The organism is Pseudomonas sp. R25(2017) (assembly GCF_002112565.1).
GTDB lineage: Bacteria > Pseudomonadota > Gammaproteobacteria > Pseudomonadales > Pseudomonadaceae > Aquipseudomonas > Aquipseudomonas ekonensis.
In genome coordinates this window covers 47,993-66,454 of record NZ_NEHZ01000026.1, presented here as the reverse complement: position 1 = coordinate 66,454, position 18,462 = coordinate 47,993, and the positions used below count along the sequence as shown (strand labels likewise).

The 18,462-nt window shown below is 65.7% G+C and carries 13 protein-coding genes; 7 read left to right on the top strand and 6 right to left on the bottom strand.

Annotated elements, in window-relative coordinates; translation table 11 throughout:
* Positions 1–44 precede the first annotated feature (44 nt).
* The 5 genes from lon to cmoB all read left to right on the top strand — a co-directional run bounded on the left by lon (position 45) and on the right by cmoB (position 5,729).
* On the top strand, positions 45–2,462 hold the full coding sequence (lon, locus tag CAG31_RS26330; protein WP_085586667.1) for an endopeptidase La: 2,418 nt from the start codon (positions 45–47) through the stop codon (positions 2,460–2,462).
* A gap of 354 nt (positions 2,463–2,816) precedes the next feature.
* Positions 2,817–3,209 carry a protease inhibitor I42 family protein gene (locus tag CAG31_RS26325; RefSeq protein ID WP_085586666.1) on the top strand — a complete coding sequence of 131 codons (393 nt, stop codon included), beginning with the start codon at positions 2,817–2,819 and terminating at the stop codon, positions 3,207–3,209.
* 1 nt (position 3,210) lies between these two features.
* A complete protein-coding gene (locus CAG31_RS26320; protein WP_085586665.1) occupies positions 3,211–3,846 on the top strand; it encodes a lysoplasmalogenase in 636 nt (211 codons plus the stop codon).
* 222 nt (positions 3,847–4,068) lie between these two features.
* Positions 4,069–4,776 carry a carboxy-S-adenosyl-L-methionine synthase CmoA gene (gene cmoA / locus CAG31_RS26315; RefSeq protein ID WP_256575592.1) on the top strand — a complete coding sequence of 236 codons (708 nt, stop codon included), beginning with the start codon at positions 4,069–4,071 and terminating at the stop codon, positions 4,774–4,776.
* Entirely contained in the window at positions 4,773–5,729 is a 957-nt protein-coding gene (cmoB, locus tag CAG31_RS26310) for a tRNA 5-methoxyuridine(34)/uridine 5-oxyacetic acid(34) synthase CmoB (protein WP_085586663.1), read from the top strand. Before cmoA ends, cmoB begins: the two co-directional genes overlap by 4 nt.
* Positions 5,730–5,902: 173 nt before the next feature.
* On the opposite strand, the gene tadA is transcribed toward cmoB, so the two are convergent.
* Both tadA and CAG31_RS26300 read right to left on the bottom strand, forming a co-directional pair.
* Entirely contained in the window at positions 5,903–6,400 is a 498-nt protein-coding gene (gene tadA, locus CAG31_RS26305) for a tRNA adenosine(34) deaminase TadA (protein WP_085586662.1), read from the bottom strand.
* Positions 6,400–7,776, bottom strand: a complete 1,377-nt coding sequence (locus CAG31_RS26300; protein WP_085586661.1) for a multicopper oxidase family protein — start codon at positions 7,774–7,776, stop codon at positions 6,400–6,402. Before CAG31_RS26300 ends, tadA begins: the two co-directional genes overlap by 1 nt.
* Positions 7,777–7,960: 184 nt before the next feature.
* Between CAG31_RS26300 and CAG31_RS26295 the strand changes: the two genes are divergently transcribed.
* Positions 7,961–12,580 carry a membrane-targeted effector domain-containing toxin gene (locus CAG31_RS26295; RefSeq protein WP_085586660.1) on the top strand — a complete coding sequence of 1,540 codons (4,620 nt, stop codon included), beginning with the start codon at positions 7,961–7,963 and terminating at the stop codon, positions 12,578–12,580.
* Positions 12,581–12,674: 94 nt separating this feature from the next.
* Here the strand turns inward: CAG31_RS26295 and guaA are convergent, their stop codons facing one another.
* From guaA to CAG31_RS26275, 4 genes are all read right to left on the bottom strand, one after another.
* On the bottom strand, positions 12,675–14,252 hold the full coding sequence (guaA, locus tag CAG31_RS26290; RefSeq protein ID WP_085586659.1) for a glutamine-hydrolyzing GMP synthase: 1,578 nt from the start codon (positions 14,250–14,252) through the stop codon (positions 12,675–12,677).
* 96 nt (positions 14,253–14,348) lie between these two features.
* Positions 14,349–15,818 carry an IMP dehydrogenase gene (gene guaB / locus CAG31_RS26285; RefSeq protein WP_085586658.1) on the bottom strand — a complete coding sequence of 490 codons (1,470 nt, stop codon included), beginning with the start codon at positions 15,816–15,818 and terminating at the stop codon, positions 14,349–14,351.
* A 115-nt stretch (positions 15,819–15,933) separates the two neighbouring features.
* Positions 15,934–16,482 (bottom strand): sugar ABC transporter ATPase, encoded by a 549-nt coding sequence (locus CAG31_RS26280; protein WP_085586657.1) that lies wholly within the window; start codon positions 16,480–16,482, stop codon positions 15,934–15,936.
* 163 nt (positions 16,483–16,645) lie between these two features.
* Positions 16,646–17,413, bottom strand: a complete 768-nt coding sequence (locus CAG31_RS26275) for a sulfite exporter TauE/SafE family protein (protein WP_085586656.1) — start codon at positions 17,411–17,413, stop codon at positions 16,646–16,648.
* Between the two features lie 101 nt (positions 17,414–17,514).
* On the opposite strand from CAG31_RS26275, the gene CAG31_RS26270 reads away from it, so the two are divergent.
* Positions 17,515–18,447, top strand: coding sequence for a LysR family transcriptional regulator (locus CAG31_RS26270; RefSeq protein WP_085586655.1), 933 nt, complete (start codon positions 17,515–17,517; stop codon positions 18,445–18,447).
* Positions 18,448–18,462: the final 15 nt, after the last annotated feature.

The window sequence follows — 18,462 nt, the reverse complement described above, 5'->3', positions numbered from 1 at the left end:
CCCCTGCCCCATCTAAGCCCCATACCCCATTGCGCAGGTGCCCCATGAGCGACCAGCAAGAATTCCCGGACAACCCCGACGACTACACCGAAGCCGAACACATCGAACACCGCTCCACCGGCAAGGGCCTGGCCCTGCCCGGCCAGAACCTGCCGGACAAGGTCTACGTCATCCCGATCCACAACCGTCCGTTCTTCCCCGCGCAGGTGCTGCCGGTCATCGTCAACGAAGAGCCGTGGGCCGAGACCCTGGATCTGGTCAGCCAGTCCGGGCACCACTCCCTTGCCCTGTTCTTCATGGACACGCCCCAGGAAGACCCGCGCCACTTCAACACCAAGGCGCTCCCCGAATACGGCACCCTGGTCAAGGTGCACCACGCCAGCCGCGAGAACGGCAAGCTGCAGTTCGTCGCCCAGGGCCTGAGCCGCGTACGCATCAAGACCTGGCTCAAGCACCACCGCCCGCCCTACCTGGTAGAGGTCGAATACCCGCACCAGCCCACCGAGCCGACCGACGAGGTCAAGGCCTACGGCATGGCGCTGATCAACGCGATCAAGGAACTGCTGCCGCTCAACCCGCTGTACAGCGAAGAGCTTAAGAACTACCTCAACCGCTTCAGCCCCAACGATCCCTCGCCGCTGACCGACTTCGCCGCCGCCCTGACCTCGGCCACAGGCCCCGAACTGCAGGAAGTGCTCGACTGCGTGCCGATGCTCAAGCGCATGGAAAAAGTCCTGCCGATGCTGCGCAAGGAAGTCGAGGTCGCGCGCCTGCAGAAAGAGATCTCCGCCGAGGTGAACCGCAAGATCGGCGAGCACCAGCGCGAGTTCTTCCTCAAGGAACAGCTCAAGGTCATCCAGCAGGAGCTGGGCCTGACCAAGGACGACCGCAGCGCCGACCTCGAACAGTTCGAGCAGCGCCTGGAAGGCAAGGTGCTGCCGGCGCAGGTGCAGAAGCGCCTCGAAGAGGAAATGAACAAGCTGTCGATCCTGGAGACCGGTTCGCCGGAATACGCGGTCACCCGCAATTACCTCGACTGGACCACTTCGGTGCCGTGGGGCGTGTACGGCGAGGACAAGCTCGACCTCAAGCACGCGCGCAAGGTGCTGGACAAGCACCACGCCGGGCTCGACGACATCAAGGACCGGATCCTCGAATTCCTCGCGGTCGGCGCCTACAAAGGCGAGATCAGCGGTTCCATCGTGCTGCTGGTGGGGCCGCCGGGCGTGGGCAAGACCAGCGTCGGCAAATCCATCGCCGAATCCCTGGGCCGACCGTTCTACCGCTTCAGCCTCGGCGGCATGCGCGACGAGGCCGAGATCAAGGGCCACCGGCGCACCTACATCGGCGCGCAGCCGGGCAAGCTCGTGCAGGCCCTGAAAGACGTCGAAGTGATGAACCCGGTGATCATGCTCGACGAGATCGACAAGATGGGCCAGAGCTACCAGGGCGACCCGGCCTCGGCGCTGCTGGAGACCCTCGACCCTGAGCAGAACGTCGAATTCCTCGACCACTACCTCGACCTGCGGATGGACCTGTCCAAGGTTCTGTTCGTCTGCACCGCCAACACCCTGGACTCGATCCCAGGACCACTGCTGGACCGCATGGAAGTGATTCGCCTGTCGGGCTACATCACCGAAGAGAAGGTCGCCATCGCCAAGCGCCACCTGTGGCCCAAGCTGCTGGAGAAGGCCGGCGTGTCCAAGGGCAGCCTGAGCATCAGCGACGCGGCCCTCAAGGCCCTGATCGACGGCTACGCCCGCGAGGCCGGCGTGCGCCAGCTGGAAAAGCAGATGGGCAAACTGGTGCGCAAGGCCGTGATGAAACTGATCGACGAGCCGAAGGCCGTCATCAAGCTGGGCCCCAAGGACCTCGAAGCCTCGCTGGGCCATCAGGTGTTTCGCAACGAGCAGGTGCTGTCCGGCACCGGCGTCATCACGGGGCTGGCCTGGACCAGCATGGGCGGCGCGACCCTGCCGATCGAAGCGACGCGCATCCACACCCTCAACCGGGGCTTCAAGCTCACCGGGCAACTGGGCGACGTGATGAAGGAATCGGCCGAGATCGCCTACAGCTACGTCAGCTCGCACCTGAAATCCTTCGGCGGCGATCCGAAGTTCTTCGACGAGGCGTTCGTCCACCTGCACGTGCCGGAAGGCGCGACGCCCAAGGACGGCCCGAGCGCCGGCGTGACCATGGCCAGCGCCCTGCTTTCCCTGGCACGCAACCAGCCGCCGAAGAAAGGCGTGGCCATGACCGGCGAACTGACCCTGACCGGGCACGTGCTGCCGATCGGCGGGGTGCGGGAAAAGGTCATCGCGGCGCGTCGGCAGAAGCTCTTCGAACTGATCCTGCCGGAGGCCAACCGGGGCAACTTCGAGGAACTGCCGGACTACCTCAAGGAAGGCATCACCGTGCACTTCGCCAAGCGGTTCGCGGATGTGGCGAAAGTGCTGTTCTGATAATCATGTAGTGCCTGCACTACCGCTATCGCTGGCAAGCCAGCTCCCACAGGTTTTGCGTGACCGCAGATCCTGTGGGAGCCAGCCTGCTGGCGATGACGTCAGCCAAGGCTGCGCATGGCCGCAGAACCATGCGGGGGGAGGTTGTACCTTGCCCCCGGCAGCGCCTTCCACGGCGCCATCGCCAGCAGGCAGGCTCCCACAGGGGCGCTGTGTGCACCCTGGATCAGTGCGACGATTCGGCTTGCCCGCGAAGGGGCCGGAATTGACAGCCTCGCCCCGCCAGGTTGTCACACTTTGTCTCATCTTCAGTTATGCTCGCCGTTCGTCGAGAACGCCGGAGCCCCTCACCCCATGTCCCCCATTCGCCTGTTCGTCCCCCTGAGTCTCGCCCTGCTGGCCGCCTGCGCCACGCAACCGAAAACCAACGTGACCGTGGAGAAACAAAGCGAATGCCCGGTGCGGCTGGCCAACGGGCAAAACCTGATCGTGACCCTGCCCAGCAACCCCACCACCGGCTACCGCTGGGCCATCCAGGATTCCGCCGGCGGAGTGCTGCGCGCCCTGAGCCCCGAGGTCTACAGCAACCCCGAGGACGCCGGCGTGGTCGGCGCGGCGGGCCTGTCCACCTGGCGCTTCCAGGCCTTCGCCACCGGCACCGGGCGCCTGCGCCTGACCTCGCAGCAGCCGTGGGCACCGGAAGTGCTGCCGGTGGAAACCTTCGACTGCGCCATTTCGGTCAACTGACATGGGCTGGCTGATCCTGGCGCTGATGGGCGCGGCGACCTTCCTCTACGGCCTGAGCACCCACGCGGCGCTGCTCTGCCTGTTGGTCAAGCCGCTGCCGGTGCTGGCGCTGCTCGGCTGGCTGCACGACGCGCCGCCCGGCGACTACCGGCGCTGGATCAGCCTGGGCCTGATCTTCTCGCTGGTGGGCGACGTGCTGCTGGCCTGGCCGGGCGACCTGTTCGTGTTCGGCCTCGGAGCGTTCCTGATCGCACACCTGGCCTACCTCAAAGCCTACCTCAGCGACTGCCGGCGCCTGGCCGTGCTGCCGCTGGTCCTCGCCCTGGCCTTGGGCGCGGTGCTGCTGGGCATTCTGGTCGCAAGCGGCCTGGGGCCGTTGCTGGTGCCGGTGATCATCTACGGCACGGCCATCAGCGCCATGCTCTGGCGCGCCTTGGCCCGCCTGGGCAGCGGCGTGCCGCAACGTTCGGCGCTGCTGGCCGCCGGCGGGGCCGTGGCGTTCGTGTTCTCCGACAGCGTGATCGGCATCAACCGCTTCGTCGCGCCGTTCCACGCCGCCCCCTACCTCATCATCCTCAGCTACTGGCTGGGCCAGTGGGGCATCGCGGCCTCGGCGTTCTCGCAAAAACCGCGCTGACCGCATCGCCCGCAGGCTGGCTCCCTCATGGACGGTGCAACACCCTGGGGAGCGAGCCCGCTCGCGAAAGCGATGTGCCTGACACGAGGCTGGCAGCGCCGTTCGGGCGTTTATCAGCCAACCCGCGCATCCCCGCAGCAATTTGGCTAAAATGCCGGCCTTTTCCACCGAACCGCCGGAACCGCCGTGAGCAAAGAACCCGACCGCATTTTCGCCCAGCCCATGGCCCAGGTGCCTGACTTCGCCTTCAACGAGGACGTGGTGCGGGTGTTCCCGGACATGATCAAGCGTTCGGTGCCGGGTTACCCGACCATCGTCGAGAACCTCGGCGTGCTCGCCGCGCAGTTCGCCCAGCCCCACAGCGTGCTCTATGACTTGGGCGCCTCCCTCGGCGCCGTGACCCAGGCCCTGCGCCGCCATGTGCGCACCGACGGTTGCCGGGTGATCGCCGTGGACAATTCGGCGGCGATGGTCGAACGCTGCCGCGAGTACCTCAACGGCCAGGATTCGATATTCCAGGAGTTGCTGCCGGTCGAGGTGATCGAAGCCGACATCCTGGCGCTCGACTTCAAGCCGGCCTCGGTGGTGGCGCTCAACTTCACCCTGCAGTTCATCGCACCAGAGCAGCGCCTGGCCCTGCTCGGCCGCATCCGCCAGGCCTTGCTGCCCGGCGGCGCGCTGATCCTGTCCGAGAAGCTGCGCTTCAACGACGCCGACGAACACGCGCTGCTCACCGACCTGCATGTGGCGTTCAAGCGCGCCAACGGCTACAGCGAACTGGAGATCGCCCAGAAGCGCAGCGCCATCGAAAACGTCATGAAGCCCGACAGCCTCGAAGAACACCGCGAACGCCTGCTGGCCGCCGGATTCTCGAAAGTCGTGCCGTGGTTCCAATGCCTTAACTTCGCCTCGTTGATTGCCCTGCCATGATCGATCTGTCTCCCCTCGCCCGCCGTCTGGCCGGCACGCCGCTGGCCGACTGGGCCAATACCCTGCAAGCGCAGCTCGACAAGAAGATGGAAAAGGGCCACGGCGACCTGGAGCGCTGGCAAAGCGCGCTGGACGCCCTGCCCCAGATCCAGCCGAGCGAAGTCGACCTGCTCGACGGCCTGACGCTGGACAGCGACTGCGACGACGCCACCCGCGCGCAGATGCGCACCGCGCTGATGGGCCTGTCGCCCTGGCGCAAGGGGCCGTTCGACCTGTTCGGCGTGCACGTGGACACCGAGTGGCGCTCGGACTGGAAATGGTCGCGGGTCGCTCCGCACCTGAACCTTGCGGGCAAGCGCATCCTCGATGTCGGCTGCGGCAACGGCTACTACATGTGGCGCATGCTCGGCGCCGGGGCCGACAGCGTGATCGGGGTCGATCCGAACTGGCTGTTCTTCTGCCAGTTCCAGGCGGTGCAGCGTTACCTGTCGCAGCCGAACGCCTGGCACCTGCCGTTCCCGTTCGAAGACCTGCCGGCGAACCTCGAAGGCTTCGACACGGTGTTTTCCATGGGCGTGTTCTACCACCGCCGCTCGCCGATCGAGCATCTGCTCGCGCTCAAGGATTGCCTGGTCAAGGGCGGCGAACTGGTGCTGGAGACCTTGGTGGTCGAAGGCGACCGGCACCAGGTGCTGGTGCCGGAAGACCGCTACGCGCAGATGCGCAACGTGTGGTTCCTGCCGTCGGTGCCGGCGCTGGAGCTGTGGCTGCGCCGCGCCGGCTTCAGCGACGTGCGTTGCGTGGACGTGAGCTTCACCACCGTGGCGGAACAGCGCAGCACCGAGTGGATGAAGTACCAGTCGCTGAGCGACTTCCTCGACCCGCACGACCACAGCAAGACGATCGAAGGGCTGCCGGCGCCGATGCGGGCGGTGATCGTCGCCCGCAAGTAGATCGGCCGGCCCTGCGGCGCCCTCACCGGCGCCATCGCCAGCAGGCTGGCTCCCACAAGGGGACTCGGCCGAATGCAGCCACTGTGTTCACCGCAAAACCCTGTGGGAGCCAGCCTGCTGGCGATGGCGTCCGCCAGGACGCCGCCGAACGGAAGCAGACACGAAGCAGGCGTTCAGTCCGAAGACTTGGCGCGCCGGGCCCTGAAGAATTCGGTCAGCACCGCCCCGCACTCCTCCGCCAGCACCCCGCCCTCATGCAGCACCCGATGGTTGAGAAAGCCCTGGGTGAAGAACTGCCCCTGGCTCTGCACGATCCCGGCCTTGGGCTCCAGGGCGCCGTACACCACCCGCGCGATGCGCGAATGCACGATCAGCCCGGCGCACATGCTGCACGGCTCCAGCGTCACATAGAGCGTGCTGCCCGGCAGGCGGTAGTTGCCGGCCGCCTCGGCGGCGGCGCGGATGGCGACCATTTCCGCATGGGCGCTGGGGTCGCTGGTGCTGATCGGGCAATTGAAGCCGCGGCCGACGATCTCGCCGTCCTGCACCAGCACCGCCCCCACCGGCACTTCGCCGAGGGCGGCGCCCTGCGCGGCCAGGGCCAGCGCTTCGCGCATGAAGTCGCGGTCGCGGCTGCGGTCGATGATCGCCGCGGGGCGGATCTGGCGCATCACTTCACCTCGATGGCGGCCATCAGGCCGGTTTCCATGTGGTCGATCACATGGCAGTGGAACATCCACACCCCCGGGTTATCCGCCACCAGCGCCACTTGCGCCCGCTCGTTCTTGCCCAGCAGGTAGGTGTCGGTGAAGTACGGAACGATCTTGCGCCGGTTCGAGGCGATCACCTTGAAGCTCATGCCGTGCAGGTGGATGGGGTGCTGGTACTGGGTCATGTTCTTGAGTTCGAAAATGTAGCTCTGGCCCAGCTTCAGGCTGGCGATCGGCCGGTCGGCGCAGGTCTTGTCGGTGATGTCCCAGGCCTTGCCGTTGATCTGCCACAGGCTCGGCGGCTTGCCGTTGTCGACGTTCACCGACACGGAACCGACCCATTCGAAATTGAAGTTGAGTTTCTCGGCCTTGGCCAGGTCCGGCTCGGCCACCGGGTTGACGGGCAGCGCTGGCGGCCACTCGGTCGGCGCATCGTCGTTGGCCACCGAACGCAGGGTGCCCAGCCGCACCGGGCCGTTGCGCAGCGACAGCTCCTGGCCTGCCGCCGGGGCCTTGATCGCCAGGCAGATGCGCATGCCGGGGCCGAGCCAGTATTCCTTGCCCAGCGGCCGCGGCGCCACCGGGTTGCCGTCCAGCGCGTAGATCTGCGCTTCGACGCCGGGGATGTTGATGCGGTAGGTCAGGGTGTTGTCGAGGTTGAGCAGGCGCACCCGCGTGATCTGGCCGGCGGGCAGTTCTATCACCGGCGACGGCACGCCGTTGATGGTCGACAGGCGCCCCGCCGTGCCGCCCCGGGCCGCTTCGCGGGGGATGCTGAAGTCGACGAAGTTGCCCTCGTCGTCCACGTGCCAGTTCTTCAGGCTCAGGGTCTTTTCGTAGCGGAAGCCGGTCGGCTCGCGCTCCTCGACGATCAGCGGCCCCACCAGCCCGCGGCCGAGCTCTTCGCTGCTGCTGACGTGGGGGTGATACCAATAGCTGCCGGCATCCGGCACACGGAATTTGTAGTCGAAGTATTCGCCCGGCAGCACCGGCAATTGCGAGACGTACGGCACACCGTCCATTTCCAGCGGCAGGCGGATGCCGTGCCAGTGGATGGTGGTCGCCACCGGCAGCCGGTTGATGAAGCGCACCCGCAGCCACTCGCCCTGACGCACGCGCAGTTCGGTGCCCGGCGCCGACGGGCCGAAGGCCCAGGCCTGGGTCTTGTGCCCGGCCACCAGTTCGACGTCCAGGGGCGCTGCGATCAGCTCATAGTCGTGCCCCGCATCGGCTTGCGCCCGCTTGCCCAGCCAGTAGCGCGCCGTCCCTCCCGCACCGACGCCAACGACAACAAGACCGGCCAGGCCACCGAGGATTTGGCGACGGGTAAAGGACATGAACTGGGCTACCTCACGGATCGACGGCAGGCACCGGGCCCGCAAAAGGCGAATACGATACACCCGCAACTGGCAAACAGTAAGGGCGACGTGCCGCCGCAGCGGCAATGCGATAACTATGTACCGCACCTGCGCCGCCCGGACGGGTCATGCTCCCTGCCCGTATCTCAAGGAGTGAGAGAGCATGATCCCAGACAACCACCGCCCGCTTCCCAACGCCGCCGACAAGGCCGCGCTCAAGGCCATCGCCCGCCGCGTCATCGGCGACTGCCCCAGCCTTCAGGACACCGCCCGCGAGGTGGCCGGCGACCTGCTGAAAAAGCACGGCGTCACCGGCCTCGATCCCGACCGGGTGTACTTCCACCGCTTCGATGCGGCCCAGAGCAACGGCCGCACCTTCACCGGCTGGGAACACGTCAACGCCAAACCGACCTCGACGCTGACCCTCACCCAACTGGTGATCCAGCGCTTCCGCGTCGCCGACCAGGACAACGCCGACCTGCTCGACGTGTACGCGGGCTTCTACAGCGCAGGCCCCACCGCCGGCACGTTCAACGAAACCAACGAAGTCCGCCTCCACGGCAACGAAGTATTGAAGGACTTCTGGAGCATCGATTTCAGCACTCGGTACAAGGATCGGCTGAGCACTTTCTGGCACCGCTCGGGCAGCGATTACCGCACCCTGGCCAAGTGCAATTTCCTGCTCAAGGCCGTGCAGGCCCGGGACAAGCGTCTGTTGAGCGACGAAGACTTCCGCTTCGTCACCCAGGCCGCGCTCGGCCCGATCAGTTGGCCGGTCACGCTGCAGTGGCTGCAATCGACGCACCCCACAACGGGTACGGTCCGGACGCTGGACGTCGCCGGCTTCACCGCCACCGACATCCTGCGTTTCGTCGCGCCCAAGGGTCGCCAGATCGTTTATGTGCCCGGCGAAGCCAGCGCCTTCACCGTGCTGGAAACCGCCACCGACATGCATTTTTGGATGCTGCTGCGGATGAACCAGCCGCAGGACCGCCAGATCTTCATGACGCATTTTCCCTTGGCCGACCGACAGGAGATCGCCGACCACATCAGTGACCTGATGAACCGCCTGGTCAGCACTTGGAGCCGGTACGACCACCACCTGATCAACCAGAACGACAAAGCCATCGAAGGCGACACCTTCACCTGGCTGCAGACATCGACCCGCGACGCCTTGTTCATCGAAGCCGAACTCACGCTGACCGCCAACGCCGACCTGCGCAAGAAACTCTGGATCGGTTACCTCAGCGCCGGCCTGAGGGTCTTCGCCCCCATGGCCATCGTCGGCTGGCCGGTCGCATTGCCGTTGATCGGGGCGAGCATCGCCGACATGGGGCTGAACATCGATCAGGCGGTCAACGGCAAAACGTCCGAGGAGCGCAAGGCCGGCATCCTGGGGGCCGTGCTCGGCGGCATCGACCTGCTGCTGAACCTGGCCGCCCTCGCCGGCCCTGGCTCACTGGAAGAAGTCGGCCCCGACATCGAAGCGGCCGAGGCCAGGGAAATGGCAGAACTGCAGGAAGCGACGCAGCCGGCACGTACACCCAAGCCACCGCCCCCTCCGGCGGATGCTCAAGCCGTCGAGCCCCCGCGGCCTGTGTCTGGCATCCCGGCATCCTACCGAATCGGCCTTACCCTCGACGACACGACGCTGAGCCGCGAACCGGGCAAGTACCAGGGCATCCACAGCCTGCCGTCCGACCCGTCACGGGCCATCCGCCTCGGCGACGGCAACTACTACGTGCGCTACGAAACCTCGGCGAGCGGCACCGGCCACTGGGCCATCATCGACCCCGCCCGGCCGAATGCCTTCGTCCGTTCGATTCCCGTACGCTTGAACGCCGCCGGCCAATGGGAAACCCTTCCGCAGCTCGGGCTCAAGGGCGGCATGGATCTGCCGCACGCCAGCACCTCCGCCGCGCAGCAATGGGCACAACTGCCCGGCACCCTGGTCACCGAAATCGACGCCCCGGACATGCGCGCCTGGGCCCTGGGCGGCGCGGACGATGTCAGGCCGGTCACCGATGCCTTCGGCCGGACGCGCACCTTGAGCCGCTTCGAACTGAGCCAGGAAACCGCACGCGACAACCTGATCAGCGACGCCCGCACCTGGTATGCGGCCAATCCTGTCACGCCGCGCCTGCCCGTCGCCACGGCGGCGGCCTTCGACTCACCCGGCGACCTGCTCGACGCTGCCTTCGCCCGGAAGCCGGGGTTGGTCATCGGCGAAACGCAAGGCGGCATCGGCAGCAAGCAGTTCCTGATCGAGAACATGCCGGCCCTCGCCCGGCGCGGCGTGAAGACGCTCTACACCCAGCAACTGCTGGCCAACGTCAACCAGACGGCGCTGGATACATTCGCCCGCACCGGCCAGATGCCTGCCGAACTGGAAGAATACCTGCGCAAGCTCGACTTCATGGCCGGCAACGACCCCGATGGCCGCTTCACGCTGACAGAGGTGGTGAAGGCCGCCAATGCCGCAAAGATCCGGGTGCAGGCGCTCGACCTGTCCACCACCTACCACATCAACCGCTCCGCGTTCGGCTCGGAACCGGGTCTGCCGATGGCCAGGAGCTTCTTCGCCGGCCAGGTCATCCGCTTCAACGAAGCCGTCAAAGGCCCGGCCAGGTGGGTGGCGTTGGTGGATCGGGAACACATGACCACCTTCAGGGGCCACCAGGGCATCAGCGAACAGGCAGACGCCCTGAGCCTGCGTTTCGACGACGTGCCGCCAGGCCTTGAGGCGCCCATCGGCACCGACCCCGGGGTGGTCGTCGAATACGCCGACTACCCCGGCTCACCCGTCGAGGAACCGCTGGACGGAGGCGACATGGATGCCGTGCAGGCCCAGATCCAGGGCACCTGGCGCGTGCAGATGCCGACCCCGTGGGCCTACCGCACACCGCAGAATCTGCGCGCCCTGTTGCCCGAGCCCGGCATGTTCACCTTCCAGCGCTACCGCAACAGCATTCTGGTGGTCTACCGCAACGAAGCGGGCCACATGGCGGACAGCGTCGTGCGTACGACACCCGGCGGCAGGATCAGTCTGCAGGTGCCGATGCGGCCCGAGTACGACTTCATCACGGCCGACCATTGCGATGAGCTCAAGCAGGCCCTGATGGAGCGAGGCCTTCGGCCCATGGGGTGGCCGTTGCCGGCCGAACCCGCTGCGCTGCCGGTCGAGCCCGGCCTGGCCCAGATCCAGGACAAACTCGCACGCTGGCAAGCCAATGATCTGCTTGAAGCTCGAAGGCCTGACACCGGGCCCGGCAAGTTCCAGGGCATCTATCGGCTCGACGGCGACCCTGCGACGGCCATCAGCCTCGACGGCACCGCCTACTACGTGCGCTTCGAACCCGACGTCAACGGCCCCGGCACCTGGGCCATCATCAACCCTGAACGCCCGAACGCGTTTTCCGGCACCCTGCCGGTGCGCCTGAACGCCCAAGGCGAATGGGAACTGGCTCCAACGGGTGGCCTGAAGGGCGGTGGCAACAACCTCAAGGGCATGTCTCGGATCAGGACTGAGGCCGCGCCTGCGCCTGCGCCTGCACCTGCACCTGCACCTGCGCCTGCACCGTTGCGCGCTCCTGCCACCGGCTACGAATCGCCCATCCGTTACGGCCTCAGGAATGTGGCGCTGGGCAAGCCGGAGACGCACATCAAAGTCAGCAGGTTGCCCGATGGCAGCATTAGAGGAATCACCTCCTATGACGAATACGTCACGGACCTGCGGCGCAAGCTGGCACGGGATACCGATCAATTCTTTGGACGCCGAGACCTTTACCGTGAGTTGCCCGCCCGTCCCGCAGTCGACGCAATCCCCACGACTTCGGCCTCAAGCCTGATCGAACACGTATTCGACGCAGTGCCCGGCCTGGTCATCGGCGAAGGTCAGGACCGGATCGCCAGCCTGCGTTTTCTCATCGAAAACATGCCGACCCTGTCGCGCAAGGGGGTCAGAACCCTGTACTTCCACCGCCTGCTCAACGACTTCAGCCAAGGCGACCTGAATGCGTTTTTCCGCACAGGCGAGATGTCCCCGGATCTCGAAACCGTTCTGCGGCAGCTGCAAAATGATCCATCGGGCGTGCATACGCCGTTGGAAACGGTCAAGGTCGCGCGCCTCAACGGCATCCGGGTTCAGGCGACGGACTGCCTGGCCAGCTACCGCTTTCCCGAGGCACCGTTTACGCAGCTGCAGGAACAAGGCATCAAGAACTACCTTACGCATACCGTCATGCAGGCCGACCAAAAGCTCAACGAAGCGGGCAAGTGGGTTGTCCTCACCGGCCAGGAAAACACCAACACCTTCCGTGGCGTGGTCGGCATCAGCGAACTGCAGGGCGGCATCGGCTTGCGCATCGAAGAAGTGCCGCTCGATGCGCCGGCAACGATCGAGATCGACCGCGGCATCCGCATCGGCAGAGGCTATGTGCATCAAGACAGGCCACAACAGGGGGCATTCGACACGCTCTATGCCGATCTGAGTTTGAAGTCGCCGCAGCCTTCCGTCGAAAGAACGCCGGCGGACATCGAACGGATGCTGATGCGGCGCGGCCAGTACACCTTCCAGAAAACCGAAGACGGCGTGACATTGATCCACCGCAACCGGGAAGGAAAGATCGTTCACACGCCGGTCGAACGTCTCGCTGACGGCACCTTGCGGATCCATCGCCCGGTGTGGGTGGGCATCGATCAGGTAGCGTTCGCCAGCCTCGAAGAATTGTCCTGGAGCCTCAGCGAGATGGGCATGCTCCTTGAGGGCCGCTTGCCGCACTGAACCTTCCCGCCAGCCGAAAAAAAGCCCCCGGTCTTGCGACCGGGGGCTTTCGGATGTCACAGCAACGGGCCTGGGTTGACGGGCCCGTTCGTGATCATTCCCACTCGATGGTGGCTGGCGGCTTGCTCGACACGTCGTAGGTGACGCGGGAGATGCCTTCGATCTCGTTGATGATGCGGCCGGAAACGGTTTCCAGCAGCTCGTACGGCAGGTGCGCCCAACGGGCGGTCATGAAGTCGATGGTCTCGACGGCACGCAGGGCCACGACCCACGCGTAACGGCGGCCGTCGCCGACCACGCCCACCGATTTCACCGGCTGGAACACCACGAACGCCTGGCTGACCTTGTGATACCAGTCGGCCTTGCGCAGTTCCTCGATGAAGATGTGGTCGGCGCGGCGCAGCAGGTCCGCGTATTCCTTCTTCACTTCGCCGAGGATGCGCACGCCCAGGCCCGGACCCGGGAACGGGTGACGGTAGACCATGTCGTACGGCAGGCCCAGCTCCAGGCCCAGACGGCGGACTTCGTCCTTGAACAGTTCGCGCAGCGGCTCGACCAGCTTCAGGTTCATCTCTTCCGGCAGGCCGCCCACGTTGTGGTGCGACTTGATCACGTGGGCCTTGCCGCTCTTGGCGCCGGCCGACTCGATCACGTCCGGGTAGATGGTGCCCTGGGCGAGGTACTTGATGTTGTTCAGCTTGCAGGACTCGGCATCGAACACGTCGATGAAGGTGCGGCCGATGATCTTGCGCTTCTTCTCAGGGTCGGCTTCGCCGGCCAGGTTGTTCAGGAACTGGTCTTCGGCGTTGGCGCGGATCACCTTGACGCCCATGTTCTCGGCGAACATGGCCATCACCTGGTCGCCTTCGTGCAGGCGCAGCAGGCCGTTGTCGACGAACACGCAGGTCAGCTGGTCGCCGATGGCCTTGTGCAGCAGCGCGGCGACTACCGAGGAATCGACGCCGCCGGACAGGCCCAGCAGCACGTTGTCGGTGCCGACCTGGGCACGGATGTTGGCGATGGCGTCTTCGGCGATCTTCGACGGCGTCCACAGGGCTTCGCAACCGCAGATGTCGAGGACGAAGCGCGACAGGATGCGGCCGCCCTGCTTGGTGTGGGTCACTTCCGGGTGGAACTGCACGCCGTAGTAGGCGCGCTCGTCGTTGAACATGCCGGCGATCGGGCAGCTCGGGGTGCTGGCCAGGATGTGGAAGTCTTCCGGCATCTTGGTGACCTTGTCGCCGTGGCTCATCCACACGTCGAGGCCGAACAGGCCGTCGGCGTCAATGTGGTCTTCGATGCCGTCGAGCAGGCGGCTCTTGCCGACCACGTCGACACGGGCGTAGCCGAACTCACGCAGTTCGGAGCCTTCGACCTTGCCGCCCAGTTGCTCGGCCATGGTCTGCATGCCGTAGCAGATGCCGAAGACCGGCACGCCCAGGTCGAAGACGGCCTGCGGGCAGCGTGGGCTGTCGGCGACGTGCACGGACTCGGGGCCGCCGGCGAGGATGACACCCTTCGGGGCGAATTCGCGGATCGCATCTTCGTCCATGTCGAACGGGTGCAGTTCGCAGTACACGCCGATCTCGCGCACGCGGCGGGCGATCAGTTGGGTGTACTGGGAACCGAAGTCGAGGATCAGGATGCGGTGAGCGTGAATATCGAGGGCCATGATTCAGTCTCGTCTTAAGTCAATCAGTAACAGTCGTGATTCAGAAACAACTCGGGGCTGAATGAACAGCCCCGGTTGCTTAGCGATTTTGAAGGCTCAACCTACGCGGTAGTTTGGCGCTTCCTTGGTGATCTGCACGTCGTGGACATGGGATTCGGCCATGCCGGCGCCGGTGATCCGCACGAACTCAGGCTTGGTGCGCATCTCTTCGATGTTGGCGCTGCCGGTGTAGCCCATCGAGGAGCGCAGGCCGCCCATCAGCTGGTGGATGATCGCGGTCAGGGTGCCCTTGTACGGCACGCGGCCTTCGATGCCTTCCGGAACCAGTTTCTCGGCGCCGGCCGAGGAGTCCTGGAAGTAGCGGTCGGAGGAACCCTGGGCCTGGGCCATCGCGCCCAGCGAACCCATGCCGCGGTAAGCCTTGTAGGAACGGCCCTGGAACAGTTCGATCTCGCCCGGCGCCTCTTCGGTGCCGGCGAACATCGAGCCCATCATCACGCAGGACGCGCCGGCCACGATGGCCTTGGACAGGTCGCCGGAGAAACGGATGCCGCCGTCGGCGATCAACGGAACGCCGGTGCCTTCAAGGGCGGCGGCCACGTTGGCGATGGCGCTGATCTGCGGAACGCCGACACCGGCGACGATGCGGGTGGTGCAGATCGAGCCAGGGCCGATGCCGACCTTGACCGCGTCGGCGCCGGCTTCGGCCAGGGCCTTGGCGGCGGCGCCGGTGGCGATGTTGCCGCCGATCACCTGCACTTCAGGGAAGTTTTCCTTGACCCAGCGAACGCGGTCGATCACGCCTTTGGAATGACCGTGGGCGGTGTCGACCACCACCACGTCAACGCCGGCGTTGACCAGGGCGGCGACACGCTCGCCGGTGTCCTTGCCGGTGCCGACCGCCGCGCCGACGCGCAGGCGACCCTGGTCGTCCTTGCTGGCCAGCGGGTAGGCCTTGGCCTTCTCGATGTCCTTGACGGTCATCATGCCCTTGAGGGCGAACTTGTCGTCGACGATCAGGACTTTTTCCAGGCGGTGCTTGTGCAGCAGCTCGCGGACTTCGTTCTTGTCGGCGCCTTCGCGGACGGTGACCAGACGCTCTTTGGGCGTCATCACTTCGCGCACGCTGACGTCCAGACGGTTCTCGAAGCGCACGTCGCGGGAGGTGACGATGCCGACCAGGTCGCCGTCGTGCAGCACCGGCACGCCGGAGATGTTGTGCTGGCGGGTCAGTTCGAACAGGTCACGCACGGTGGCGTCGGCCTCGATGGTGATCGGGTCCTTGACCACACCGGCCTCGAACTTCTTGACCTTGCGCACTTCGGCGGCCTGCTGCTCGATGGTCATGTTCTTGTGGATGATGCCAATGCCGCCTTCCTGAGCCATGGCGATGGCCAGACGGGCTTCAGTGACGGTGTCCATGGCGGCGGAAACCAGAGGAATGTTCAGCTCGATGCCACGGGTAAGGCGGGTCTTCAGGCTGACTTCGTTGGGAAGCACCTCGGAATAACCGGGCACTAGGAGAATGTCGTCGAAGGTCAGAGCTTCTTGGCTGATACGCAGCATCGCGGGGGCTCCCGGGCGGGAAAATGGAAGCGCGCCATTATACTCAGACACCCCGCCGGGCTCAATGCAAAACTCGCCTGACATCAATGTTGCTGATGTACGGAAAGCCCGGGGCCTAGAGCTCCACCTTGACCCAGCTCACCGGCTGATCCAGCCAGTCGGCGAATTCGTCGATGAAGCTCTGCTTGAACCCCGCCTCCAGCCAGTTGTTGAAGATGAAACCCAGGTTGGAGAACGCGCAGGGCTGCAGGAACAGAAAGCCGTTGATGTCGTCTTCGTGCCCGCACTCGGGGCAGGTGAAGTTGTCGGTGCGGTTGGGCATCCAGTCTTCCAGGCTTTCGAACAGCGCTTCGCCCACCTCCTGGCGGCACTCGGCGCAGCCGGCCTCTTCGAGGAAGCCCTTGGCCGGCGTATAGATGCAGCGCTTGACGATGATCTCCAGGCCGTTGACCGGCTCGCCGAACGGCAGCGCCTCCGGATGCAGCACCACCTCGCGGGCGCCTTCGGCGATCGCATGGCCCATGCGGTTGCCGGTGCGTGCGCAGGTGCTCAACTGTTCCTCGACGATGTTCTTGCGCACCAGCCAGCGCAAGATGGCCCGGGCGCGGGGCTCGTGCACCGGCAAGGTGGAGATTTTCGGGACGAGGATGCTTTGCGAGTTCATGGGCCCAGCCTGCTGCGGATACGGTTGATCATCCTGTAGGAGCGAGCCTGCTCGCGATGGCGTCGCACCAGTCAGCGATGTGTCGACTGAATGGGCGCTATCGCGAGCAGGCTCGCTCCCACAAGGAAGTGCGGCCGGCAGCTTAATCCCTGACGCGCTGCGGTCAAGTGCCCAGGTAACGCCCGATCAGCGCAACCCCGCTGGCCAGCACCAGCCAGGTCACCAGCCGCACGAACGCCTCGCGGGACAGGCGCGCGGTCAGCCGCCGCCCGGACCACAAGCCCAACGCCATGGCCGGCATCAGGCACAGCGCGAGCATCAGCAAAGGTAGCTCGGCATACACCCCGGCGACGGCGAACAGGCTCAAGCGCACCACCGTGCTGCAACTGATCAGCGCACTCTGCGTGGCCCGCGCGGCGTCCTTGGGCAACCGGCTGTTGAGGTAGATCGCATACAGAAACCCGCCGCTGCCGAACAGCGCGCCGAAAAGCCCGCCCACCGTGCCCATCGGCAGCGCCCAGCCGGCGGCCAGCCGCGTCGGCCGGGCCTTGATCCACAGGCTGTAGACCGCATACGCGCTGATGAACAGCCCCATCATCAGCAACAGCAGGTCGGACTTGAGGTTGAGCAGGAAAATCACCCCCAGCGTGCACCCCACCGCCATGCACGGCAACAGTCGCAGCAGTTCCGGTTTCGCCACCTCCCGCCGCGACGGCAACAGATTGCCGAACGCGGCGACGAAGTCGAGCAGCACCAGCAACGGCACGATCTTGGACAGCGGCATGAACAGAATCAGGATCGGCCCCGCCACCAGCGCCGTGCCGAAACCGGCGATGCCGAAGACCACATACGCCAGCGCCACCCCCGCGCCGATGGCGGCCCAGCCCCCCACACCCCACGACCATTCGCTCAACAACGCCGCCACACTCATCCGTCCGCCTCCTCATGTCAGTCCGGGATGACTTTAGCCAGCGGCGAGACTTGCGACTAATATCGCTTGAGCCACCCAGCCATCTCGAAAAGGCATACCTCGTGCTCTCCACCCGCCAACTGCGCTATTTCGTGGAAATCGCCGACTGCGGCAGCTTCAGCGCCGCCGCCGAACGCCTGTTCATCGCCCAATCGGCGCTGAGCCGGCAAATAAAGGACATGGAGCAGCGCCTGCACACCCCGCTGTTCGAACGCACCGCCCGCCAGCCCCGGCTCACGGCGGCGGGCGAAGCCTTCCTGCCCCGGGCCCGCAACCTGCTCGCCGAACTAGACAAGGCCAGCGCCCTGGCCACCGAGGTCGGCACCGGCCGGCGCGGCACGGTGCGCCTGAGCCATTCCAGCACCGTTGCGCTCAGCGGTGGGCTGCTCAACGACATCGGCGTGTTCCTCGGGCAACTGCCCGGCGTATCGCTGGACATCGGCAAGCTCTCCTCCGAAGCGCAGCTTGAGGAACTCGCCGAGGGCCGCCTCGATGTCGGCCTGCTGCGTTTGCCGGTGCTGCGCCAGCGCGAAGGCGTCCAGGTGCTGCCGCTGTTCACCGAACGCCTGCTGCTGGCGGCGCCGGACACCCATCGGCTGGTCAAGAGTGGTTCGGCCATCGACCTGGCGCAATTGAAGGACGAGCCGTTCATTTCGATCCCGCACCCGCAACGCGGCGGGCTCAGCTATTTATGTGCGGACCTGTGCATGCGCCACGGTTTTTTCCCGAAAGCGGCTCGGGTGATGTCGCGCAAGACCACGCAACTGCAGCTGATCCAGGCCGGGTTCGGCATCGCCCTGCTGCCGGAGTCGATGCAGGCCATCGCCCCGCCGGGCGTGCGCTTCCTGCCCTTAGCCGACCCCGGCTGCCGAAGCACCGTCGCCCTGGCCTGCCGACAGGATCCGCCGCCGCTGATCCGACGCTTCATCGAGACCTTCACCGCATCCTGCGGGAGCCAGTCTGCTGGCGATGGCGTCAAAGAGCGCAGCGCCTAGCCGGGCGAGACCATC